At 44.1% G+C, this 9443-nt stretch carries 13 protein-coding genes; 8 read left to right on the forward strand and 5 right to left on the reverse strand.

The window, feature by feature from the left end; all coding sequences use genetic code 11:
* Positions 1-124 precede the first annotated feature (124 nt).
* Positions 125-274 (reverse strand): hypothetical protein, encoded by a 150-nt coding sequence (locus L2082_RS16540; RefSeq protein ID WP_446010148.1) that lies wholly within the window; start codon positions 272-274, stop codon positions 125-127.
* A gap of 497 nt (positions 275-771) precedes the next feature.
* Here L2082_RS16540 and L2082_RS16545 point away from each other — a divergent pair, with 497 nt between their 5' ends.
* The gene (locus L2082_RS16545; RefSeq protein WP_446010149.1) at positions 772-1239 is read left to right on the forward strand and encodes a 23S rRNA (pseudouridine(1915)-N(3))-methyltransferase RlmH; all 468 of its coding nucleotides are present in this window, start codon (positions 772-774) and stop codon (positions 1237-1239) included.
* A gap of 31 nt (positions 1240-1270) precedes the next feature.
* Entirely contained in the window at positions 1271-2104 is an 834-nt protein-coding gene (locus L2082_RS16550) for a DUF362 domain-containing protein (RefSeq protein ID WP_446010150.1), read from the forward strand.
* Positions 2105-2186: 82 nt separating this feature from the next.
* Here the strand turns inward: L2082_RS16550 and L2082_RS16555 are convergent, their stop codons facing one another.
* Together L2082_RS16555 and L2082_RS16560 are read right to left on the reverse strand one after the other, a co-directional pair.
* Positions 2187-2354, reverse strand: coding sequence for a hypothetical protein (locus L2082_RS16555; RefSeq protein ID WP_446010151.1), 168 nt, complete (start codon positions 2352-2354; stop codon positions 2187-2189).
* A 211-nt stretch (positions 2355-2565) separates the two neighbouring features.
* The gene (locus L2082_RS16560; protein WP_446010152.1) at positions 2566-3273 is read right to left on the reverse strand and encodes an FKBP-type peptidyl-prolyl cis-trans isomerase; all 708 of its coding nucleotides are present in this window, start codon (positions 3271-3273) and stop codon (positions 2566-2568) included.
* A gap of 431 nt (positions 3274-3704) precedes the next feature.
* Between L2082_RS16560 and L2082_RS16565 the strand changes: the two genes are divergently transcribed.
* Entirely contained in the window at positions 3705-4013 is a 309-nt protein-coding gene (locus L2082_RS16565) for a hypothetical protein (RefSeq protein WP_446010153.1), read from the forward strand.
* Between the two features lie 128 nt (positions 4014-4141).
* On the opposite strand, the gene L2082_RS16570 is transcribed toward L2082_RS16565, so the two are convergent.
* Positions 4142-4480, reverse strand: a complete 339-nt coding sequence (locus L2082_RS16570) for a P-II family nitrogen regulator (protein WP_446010154.1) — start codon at positions 4478-4480, stop codon at positions 4142-4144.
* Between the two features lie 39 nt (positions 4481-4519).
* Entirely contained in the window at positions 4520-5704 is a 1185-nt protein-coding gene (gene amt, locus L2082_RS16575; protein ID WP_446010156.1) for an ammonium transporter, read from the reverse strand.
* A gap of 811 nt (positions 5705-6515) precedes the next feature.
* On the opposite strand from amt, the gene L2082_RS16580 reads away from it, so the two are divergent.
* Genes L2082_RS16580 through L2082_RS16600 form a run of 5 tightly spaced genes read left to right on the forward strand, consistent with a single transcriptional unit; the run spans position 6516 to position 9264 of the window.
* Positions 6516-7613 (forward strand): NifB/NifX family molybdenum-iron cluster-binding protein, encoded by a 1098-nt coding sequence (locus L2082_RS16580; RefSeq protein ID WP_446010155.1) that lies wholly within the window; start codon positions 6516-6518, stop codon positions 7611-7613.
* 50 nt (positions 7614-7663) lie between these two features.
* On the forward strand, positions 7664-7966 hold the full coding sequence (locus L2082_RS16585) for a (2Fe-2S) ferredoxin domain-containing protein (protein WP_446011990.1): 303 nt from the start codon (positions 7664-7666) through the stop codon (positions 7964-7966).
* Positions 7967-7995: 29 nt separating this feature from the next.
* Complete coding sequence (locus L2082_RS16590; RefSeq protein WP_446011991.1) at positions 7996-8481, forward strand: N-acetyltransferase family protein; 486 nt, start codon at positions 7996-7998, stop codon at positions 8479-8481.
* On the forward strand, positions 8475-8927 hold the full coding sequence (locus L2082_RS16595) for a hypothetical protein (protein WP_446011992.1): 453 nt from the start codon (positions 8475-8477) through the stop codon (positions 8925-8927). The genes L2082_RS16590 and L2082_RS16595 overlap by 7 nt, the downstream gene beginning before the upstream one ends.
* 22 nt (positions 8928-8949) lie before the next feature.
* The gene (locus L2082_RS16600; RefSeq protein ID WP_446011993.1) at positions 8950-9264 is read left to right on the forward strand and encodes a hypothetical protein; all 315 of its coding nucleotides are present in this window, start codon (positions 8950-8952) and stop codon (positions 9262-9264) included.
* Positions 9265-9443: the final 179 nt, after the last annotated feature.

The raw sequence follows: 9443 nt of genomic DNA on the forward strand, positions 1-9443 counted from the left end.
AGGAAATAGACCAGGTCGCAGTGAACCGCGGGCTGTGAAGCGTCGTCCAAAGGCCTACCCTCGTTTGACAGTACCAAGAAGACAAACGGCGTAATCCTGTGGTCAACCACTTAAGGTCGTGCCATTAGTCTGTATTGGTCATTTCAGCAAAGACTCTCTGAGCTTCCATAGCTGCTTCAATCTCGAACTCATGGACTTCCCGGCCAAGATATCCTTTTTTATACAAACCATTACCCTTCTGATTAACCATCATCAACCAAATATTTCTATCCATTTTCATATCTCGCTGTTGACTTCCAACTTCACATACAGTTATGTGAAGTTAGTTCCTCACCTTTTCTGGCTGGGCGGAGAAAAGGTGAGCCCTACTTTGTCCATTCTTACTCCGTGTTACGGTCTAAGAAAAAAATATTTTTTTTGCTCATTGAAAAAAGCTATCGGTTATTATTCTTCAGACTTGTGACGATGAAAACGGTTGCAGTCCTATCTCACGACAGTATCTCTTAATAAGCTTAAGCCGCTCTTTGACGGTGATACGAAAATAAAAAGGACTCAGCATTAAGATGCTAACTGCTTCACGATGTTCCATTTTTCTCACCTTCTTTGTGAATGTTCCTGTCTCCCTCTTACTTAAAAGAGTACAATAATTTATACCTAATGTATAGTTTTTTTACACCACAAAGTATATTTATTACACGTTAGCACCTATTATCAAGAAAATAAAATTCCACCCAAGAAACATAACAACTTGTTTACAAACAAATATTCAACATGAAAATAACCATTCCTTTTCTCGGAAAAACAAAAGAAAAATATTTGAACCAGGCAATCCAGGATTATGCAGAACGGCTGCAACGCTACCTTCCTTTGGACATCAAAATTCTAAAAAGCAAACATGCTAAAAATGATGTTCCACAGATCATCATGGCCAAAGAGGCTGAACAGCTTCTCACCCATGCGGCTTCATCCTCACTGGTTGTGGCTCTGGATCCCACAGGACGTGAACAGATTTCAGAAGAAATCGCTACTGCGCTGGAAAATTGGGAAAACCGGGGAATCCAAACCCTGTGTTTTTTGATTGGAGGGCATTTGGGCCTGGATCAACAGGTTTGTCAGCGGGCTGACCAGATCTGGTCCCTTTCCCGCCTTACCTTTACCCATGAAATGACCCGGTTCATTCTCCTGGAACAGCTGTACCGGGCATGCTCTATTAAGGCTGGTCATAATTACCATATTTGATTCCATATAAACTTTTCTTCAGAAGAACAGCATGAAGACCAACAAAACAAACAGCACGATATACAGCACTCCTTTTCTTTCCTGGGAAAAAAGCATTCCCCCTTTATTAGATAAGGCAGGCCTGACAGAGCAGATCCCAGCAGGGCAAACCATTCTGATCAAACCCAACCTGGTTGAAATCCTGCGTCCACCCGTCACCACACCGGTTGCCCTGGTCAAGAGCATTGTAGAATACCTGCAAACCCATCTGCATAATCCTATCGTGATTGGTGAGGGATGCGGTGCTTTAGATTATGATACCCACCGTTGTTTTACAGAACTGGGGTATACAGAACTGGCCCGGGAGAAAAAGATAGAACTCATCGACCTGAACAACGCACCGTGCCAGAAGCAAAGCTTCCCCCACTGCAAACATTGGCCGGAATTTTATCTCCCGGATATTGCGGTTACCAGCTTTCTCCTCTCTGTTCCGGTACTCAAGGCCCACACCTTGGCTGGAATCACCCTGACCATGAAAAATATGATGGGGCTTGCCTCACCGGATTATTACCAGGGGCCAGGATGGAAAAAAGCAGCCTTTCATAATCAAATTCATGAAGCAGTTGCTGACCTGAACCGTTACCGCTGTTCGGATTTTACGGTTCTGGACGCTACAGTGGGAATGGCAGAGGCACATCTCTGGGGGCCAACCTGTGATCCTCCAGTCAATAAACTGGTCGCAGGTTTTGATCCTGTGGCGATAGATAGTTACGGCGCTGGATTACTGGGGAAAGATTGGCGGGATATTGGTCATATTGCCAAGGTGGATGGCGAGTTGGGGCAGGCTGAACCGATAACAGAAATCATCGTCGAACCCCGCTCCTGAATCAGGTGCAGACTTGTAGGGACAAGAAGAAACAGAAGGTCTCTTCTTGCCCCCTTACGTCAGGTTACGTCAGAGTAGTTGTTTATTTCTTCTTGCCTTTCTTGCTCTTCTTATCAGACTTTTTTTTGTCTGCTTTCTTACATGCCTTTTTGCAGCTTTTTTTCTTTTCTGCTTTTTTGGCGGCCTTCTTTGCTGCTTTTTTCTCTAATTTCTTCTTTTCTTTTTTCTTCTCGTCTTTCTTCTTACTCATTTCAATAGTTCTCCTTTCAGTTTGACATTGCTGTCTGGTTTTTATTGGGCATTGTTTACAATGCTTGCTTGTTTTTTTGTACTTACGACAACATTTTTTCTTTCCCATACTTTCCCCATACTTTTCCCCATGCCGATCTCCACATAGAACACGTATCCCGCCCTTCTGGGACGGGACAACACTGTAGGGAAATTGCTGTTCTCAGAATCTGCTATTTATCAGCATCCTTAACGATATCAACCAGCTCAACCTCGAAAATCAGCAAAGATCCCGGCTCAATCGCTGGCGGCGCACCACGGTCGCCATAGGCAAGTTCCGGCGGCAAATACAAGGTATACTTACTCCCAGGGCTCATAAGCTGTAAAGCCTCTGTCCAGCCAGGGATGACCTGATTCGCCTTAAAGGTCGCAGGCTCCTTTCGTTTGTACGAGCTGTCAAACTCGGTGCCGTCAAGCAAGGTTCCTTTATAATGCACTTTAACCGTATCAGTAGCACTCGGCTTCTCACCCTTCCCCTCGGTGATCACCTTATATTGCAAACCTGAGTCAGTGACTTTGACGCCTTTTTCCTTTTCATTCTTTTTCAGGAAGTCAGCAGCAGCCTTCTTATTCTCTTCCAGGACAGCCTGTACCTTTTCCACTTTCTTTTTTTGCTGATCAATGGCGAATTGCTTTTGAATTTTTTTTGCCTCTTCCGGACTCAGTAAGACTTCCCCATTGGTATAGGAATCTTTAATTCCTTGAAAAATAACAGGAAGATCAAAATCTGTTTCCAAACTTTTAAAATAGGTGCCAAGATCAAGCCCTAATGCATAACTGGTTTTTTGTTGGTCGGTTTTCAGCTCTGTTACCGGTTCCGCAGCTACAGCTGTCCCAGTAACCATCATAAGACTCATTACAGCATATACAGCAAGTTTCATCGTTTCTCCTTTATATGTTCCTTAAACCTCTATCACGGCCCAACAGACCGAGATAACACAAAATGATAATGGCAGGAAAAATATCAACCACCTTCATCACAACGAATATAAATAACATCATAATATATTCTTTCCTAAAAAAACAAGACCTTTTCACCACTTCTGTGTACAGACTAATATTTTATATGCGCTCATTCATCTCTTTGCCATAAAACAGCTTGCAAAAAGATTACAAATCTCTATTTTTTCAAAAAATCACTTTTAAAGTTTAAAAAATTATACCGTGATCTTGACAGGAACAAAAAACTGAATTATCTTGTCCGGTATTAAAGGGAGAAAAAACCAACTCCTTCATAATATAAAAAGAATTACCTGCACGCTTCAAAAACCTAGTCCGCCAACGCAGTATTCATACACCTTGGAGAAACGTCATGAAAATTACATATCCTCAAGTTATTCACCAAATTATCATCGCTCTTACCTTGTTCCTGAGCCTCGGTTGCACCCCAACCGTAGCACTCTCTGGTTGTGACCATGATCATCCCCAAGAAGAAGCCAGCATTCCTTTGCCTGATTTTGGATTCAACTTTGATGGTGCCTGCGGATCCCCCTCATTGGAAACAGTCCCTGCAAATGAAGCAGAAGAAGAGGATGAATTGTTAAAGGATATTGAAAAGCCGCCTGAAGAATCTTCTTCTGATCTCGCTGTCGCTCTTGAAGACAAGCATCAAACAACTTAACATCCTCATCTTCCATATATTTTTTTTACCTGCGTATTTTTTTTTAACCGAAAAAGGGGAGACTGCATAAGCAGCCTCCCCTTTTATTGGTCAAATCTTCTTTGATCAAATGATCCAATCAGGAATGATCAGATAGCCTCAGATCCCCGCTCTCCGGTACGAACCCGAACAACTTCTTCCACAGGCAGAACAAAGATCTTTCCATCGCCAATCTTACCACTCAGAGCTGACTCGCGAATTGTATCCACCACCTTCTCGGTCATGGCTGCGGCAACAACCAGCTCAATCTTGATCTTTGGGTTGAAATCCACAGTATACTCAGCGCCCCGGTACATTTCTTTATGCCCTTTTTGGCGACCATAACCCTTGACTTCACTAATGGTCATACCGCTGATTCCTAAATCACCCAAAGCTTCCTTCACATCATCAAGCTTAAAGGGTTTAATAATGGCTTCGATTTTCTTCATAATATATACTCCTCTCGTTTGAGAGCCGATAACCGGCTATTAATCTCTGGTAAATTCCGGATATGCTTCCAGGCCGCACTCAGCAATGTCCACACCTTCCACTTCATGCTCCTCACTTACCCGGATACCCATCACTGTCTTGAGAATCATCCAGGCAATAAAAGAAGCACCAAAAGTCCAGGCAAAAATAACGACAATACCGATAAGCTGAGCAACAAGCGTAGCATCAGGATTGGTAAAAGCCACAACTATAAGACCAAATATACCAATCACGCCATGTACGGAAATGGCACCCACAGGATCATCGATTTTAGCCTTGTCAATGGAGACAATAGCAAAGACCACCAGTACACCTGCAATGACACCGACAATTGTAGAGGCCAGTGGCGACGGAGTCAGAGGCTCGGCAGTAATTGCCACCAGACCTGCAAGTGCACCGTTCAGACCCATTGTCAGGTCAGCCTTACCAAACCAGAACTGAGAAAGCAACAGGGCTGCAACAAGACCTCCAGCTGCTGCAGTGTTGGTGTTCACAAAAATTTTGGAGACTGCATTGGCCTCATCTACATTACTGATGATCAACTCAGAACCACCATTAAAGCCAAACCAGCCAAGCCAGAGGATAAAGGTTCCCAGGGTTGCCATGGGCAGGTTACAACCTGGGATAGCATTCACCCGGCCATCCTTACCGTATTTCCCTTTACGAGCACCAAGGAGAAGAACCGCTGCCAAAGCAGCCGAAGCACCACAGAGATGCACCAGACCGGAACCAGCAAAATCAAGGAAACCGAGACCATCAAGAAAACCACCACCCCATTTCCAGAAACCGCTCACAGGGTAGATAAATCCAGTCATAACCACAGCAAAGATCAAGAAAGCCCAGAGCTTCATTCGCTCAGCCACTGCACCGGAAACAATAGACATGGCTGTGGCCACGAAAACTACCTGGAAAAAGAAATCTGCCATCTTGGAGTGACCACCACCGTTCTTGATCACTTCTTCCACTGGAATTTCTCCGCTAAAGAAAAAGCCTAAGCTGGGCAGGACACTGTTTATACTGCCTTCGTACATAATATTGTAACCAACCACTAAGTACATCAGGCAGGCTATGGCATAGAGAGCCACATTCTTGGTTAGTATCTCCACGGTATTTTTACTGCGTACCAAGCCTGCTTCCAGCATGGCAAAACCTGCTGCCATCCACATGACCAAAGCTCCGGACATGAGGAAATAAAAGGTATCCACCGAGTACGACAACTGAATCAAATTATCACCCACTGATGCCTCTTCGGCAAATGCCGACCCTGCCAGCAGCAGCCCTGTCAGGCCAGCCAGCACAGCAGCTCCTTTGCTGAACATTTTACTCTGTACACTCGCCATTTTTTCCACGTCATCTACCTCTTTTGCTGAGTTAATGAATGATGCTTTACGCAAAGCAATTGTTTTTCTTTCCAGGTACTTTTGCATAGCGCATGCCATTTATTTATCTTTTACAAATCAACAAGGAAAAACAACATATTAACAAAAAAGTATCTTCGCTTCACCTACAGACATCTCTAAATTAATCACATTATTGTAATATATACCGTTAAGAAGCTTACAGAACAAGCACAAAATTGTCATGTTTTTTACTATTCAGAGGCTAGAGAAGAAATATGTCACAAAAATGCTCCTTAGAAAATCCAGATTCAAGCACAGAAAGTCACCCTACCTTGTTTTACAAAAAAAAGGCCCTTATGTACTTTTATGTTAAAAAGGGCGCAAATAAGTAAGATCCCCTGATCTCTACAGCACCCTCAACACCAACACCACACCGGAAAAATACAATCAATATATTATTTTCAAAGAGTATTTTACAAACAAAAGCACTTTGGCACATCCCTTGCTATAAGAGTGATAAAAGCTGTTCTGGAACTTGTCCAACTTGTCCGAATTATCCAGCATACTCAACCCGAGAAAAGAGACTATGAGCACTCAGCCCGTAACAACAGGTACAACACCAGAAACAAGCGCAAAAAGTTCTTGCACAAAAACTATGCAGATCAATACATTGATCCTGCCAGCAGCCCCGCAGGTAAATAACAGAAAAAGCTTTGGTGAAATTGATAAACCAGCACCTGCCCTTTTTCCAGACGAGGCCATTGCCTGGATAGACGACCTTATAAAAAGAGGAAAAAAAGTCTTTAGTGTAAATATTTGCGACCCTGGCGATGCCTTGGCAGCACCAGACACACTTTTTTCACTGCTTGGCCTTCTTGAAGAGAAACACCCTGACTGTCCGGTCAAGCTGACCACCATAGGTCTTAATGCAGCATCACTTGCAAAAGACTTGGCAGACAAAAAGGTAACTCAGGTCAATCTTTGCATTGAAGCTGTAGAAAAAGATATCTTAAAGAAAATATATACCTGGATTCGCCCAGGCAAAAAAACGCTCCCTCTTCCTCAAGCGATTCCTCTCCTGCTTCAGGAACAGAAAGAGGCTATTACGGCCCTCAAACAGGCTGGAATCAACGTTAATATATATACAACGATTTATCCAGGCATTAATGATCATCATATAAACACGCTTGCTGAAACCCTTGTTTCCTGGGGAGCATCTTCCATCACCCTGCTTCCTTTTGTGCCGGTTTCTGAAGAAGAAAAACTGGAGGCTTGTGAAACAGCTCTTCTTGAGGAGGCAAAGAAAGCAGCAGCAACTCATCTTAAAATAACTACTGATGTTGACATACATCTTCCACCTCCATCAGGCGGGGATTTTCAAAACGCCACAAACCTGATACCGCAGCCGAGCAAGGAACGCCCCAATGTGGCGGTTGCCAGCATGAGCGGCATGGATGTGGACCTTCACCTTGGTCAGGCTGCTGAATTTCTGATCTATGGACCACGAGAGGACGGACTGGCCTGTCTTTTAGAAAAACGGGCTGCACCTGAAGGAGGAAGCGGAGATTCCCGCTGGCAGGCCCTGGCCCAAACCCTGTCAGACTGCTTTGCCCTGCTGGCAAGCCATGCTGGTCAAAATCCGCAAAATATTCTCAGCGATCTGGGCATAAAAATCTTATTGACCGAAGAGAACATCGAAGGCACAGTGGATGTGCTCTACGGTGGTGGTAAGAAAAAGAAGTGTAAAAAATAAATTCATTCCAAGTTTTTAACAGTAAACAGAAGACAGGAGAACAAAAAAAAATGGCCATTTCAGAACGACAAATCCTCCTCTGCCAAAGCTTTCGTGCTGCAGGCGATAAAAAAGGTATCTGTCATAAGCAGAGTGAAGGCTTGCTGCAATATATTGAGGAAGAAGTACTGGACCGTGGGTTGGATTGCCTGGTCAGTGGCACAACCTGCCTGAAGCAATGTGAAAAAGGGCCAGTCATGGTTATTCAACCAGAAAACTGGTGGTTTGGCGGTGTGGACAGCGAGGATGCTGTTGATGCCATTCTGGACGGGTTGGAAGACGGCGAAGTAGCAGAAGAATACCAGCTGTCATAACTTGAGAGAATCACTCCATGAGCGGAATCATGCCGGATATTTTCGCAAAAATACTCATCCGTAGAGCTCGGGAAGAAGATCTTACAGGTCTGGTTTTTCTGCTGGAAGTTTTATTCAGTATTGAAAAGGATTTCACCTTTAATACAGACAAACAAAAGCGAGGCTTGCGGCTTCTTTTACAAAAATCTGGAGCCACTGTTTTGGTGGCTGAACGGCAAGGCCGAATTATCGGTATGTGTACAGCTCAACTTCTCGTTTCCACGGCAGAAGGCGGAACTTCCGCCCTGGTGGAGGATGTTGTTGTCCTGCCAGCCTGGCAAACCCAGGGCATCGGCAAAAAACTCATGGAGGCCATTGCAGAATGGTCAACTCTTCAGGGAGCAACCCGCATTCAATTATTGGCTGATTGCAATAATACAAGGGCACTGGGCTTTTACAACCAGATAGGCTACAACCCTACCGATCTGATTTGCCTGAGAAAAGGCCAAAACATGAAACGAGGTGGTACATGGTAACAGCGGTAACAGCGCAAAAAGAAAAAAATCTGGTGCCTTTAACAGGAATTGAAGCCATCAGAGGCTGGGAGGAATTTCTTGCTGACGGAGAGGCATACCTCCGAACGGCTACATCAGCCCATGCAAAACAGAAAAAAGTTTTTACCCCGGAAATTTTGTACAACCTGATTGCGATGTCCATTGAAAAATTTGTCATGGCCGCCCTGATGCAACGTGGCACTATGCCTTATAATCATACGATGGCAGACTTGGTTGAAGCCATGGAGACCACCTTTCCGGGAAAAATGGAAGGGCTGAGTCAGGGATTACTGGACATGGATAAGTATCAGGATATATGCGATCTGGACGGGTTCAAAATCACTCCGCCGGGCATGGAGAAAATTTCAGGGATGCTGGAACTGGCTCAACAGCTACACACCTTGGTGACCAATGAACTCGTTTGCTGAAGATACAACGGAGTAATGCGCAATGAGCGAGAAAATACCGATATTAAAACTTGGTGTTGTTAAGGAAATTGTGGAAGCAACAGGCATGGGCATTTCCTATGCCTACGAAGACCTTGTTTTTTTAGACCATAATGCCCTGCTTCTCCAGTTCACCGATGAAAGCAATAAGGTGCTGGTGCATATTAATCAAGAGGCAGACACAGAACCAATCCAGGCAACCATTGCCGCCCTGAAACAGGCTGCACAGGAACGAGAAATGACTTTTCTTGATGGCTGCACCTATGCCTTAACCCAAGGAGAAGATGAACAGATCAGCATTGAATTTATTTCCTCATAGAGATAGGTATTGGGAGCATTGGGAATACCATCCATCCCTCTCCCCACCATAGCCCAACTTTGTGAGAATCATTATCGAAACAATCCTAACTACCTGATTATTCGTTGGGCGTAAAAATATTTTTCGTTTATTATCAAGTAATTATATTTTTCAAGGCTTTTGCGGTGCCAAGAAATGAT

The organism is Candidatus Electrothrix sp., assembly GCF_052785085.1.